The 691-nt window shown below is 74.4% G+C and carries 1 pseudogene; it reads right to left on the minus strand.

What is annotated here, in order from left to right:
* Positions 1-545, minus strand: a pseudogene (locus SJH88_RS19290) (hypothetical protein); the annotation flags it as partial.
* Positions 546-691: the final 146 nt, after the last annotated feature.

Below are 691 nucleotides of genomic sequence, written 5' to 3' on the forward strand. Positions count from 1 at the left end.
GGCCTTCGGCCGCACGCGGCAAGGCCGCCCCCAGGCCGCCTGGGCCTGCGCCCAGCCACCGGCACGCGCAGCGACAGCGTGAAAGCGCGTTCGCCATCCGTGCCCTGCACCACCCCTTGTTGCACCAGCCAGTTTTGCAGGCTGGGCAGGCGGATGTCGGCCGTGGCCGTTGCAGCCGCCGGGGCGACCTGTGGGGGGGCGGCCAGGGTGGGCGGTGCGCCCTCTGCCGCAGCGGCCTGCCCGGCCAGTTGCAGCACGGCATTGGCCAGGGCCGTGGGCCAGGCCTGCAGGCTGACCAGCTGCTGCGGCAGCGGCTGGCCGGCGGTGGCGTTCTGCAGCAGGGCGGTCACGAAGGCCTGCAGCTGCGGGCTGACCCCGGCGGCCGGCCAGTTGCCGGGCAGGGTGGCGCTGCCGGCTGGAATCTGGGTGACCAGATTGGCCACCAGCTGGTGGAAGGCATCGAGCTTGACGGCCAGCTGCGCCTGGGGTGACAGGTTGACGGTCTGGGCCAGGGCCGCCTGCACGGCGGCCACCACCGGTGCCACCTGGGCGGCACGGGCCGGTGCCGTGACACTGCTGGTGGCTGTGGTGGCTGTGGTGGCTGTGGTGGCTGTGGTGGCTGTGGTGGCTGTGGTGGCTGTGGCCGTCGGCGGCGCTGGGGATGCTGGGGTCGCCGGCGTGCCGGTGCTGG

Source organism: Comamonas sp. GCA5, from assembly GCF_036541385.1.
GTDB lineage: Bacteria > Pseudomonadota > Gammaproteobacteria > Burkholderiales > Burkholderiaceae_C > Comamonas > Comamonas aquatica.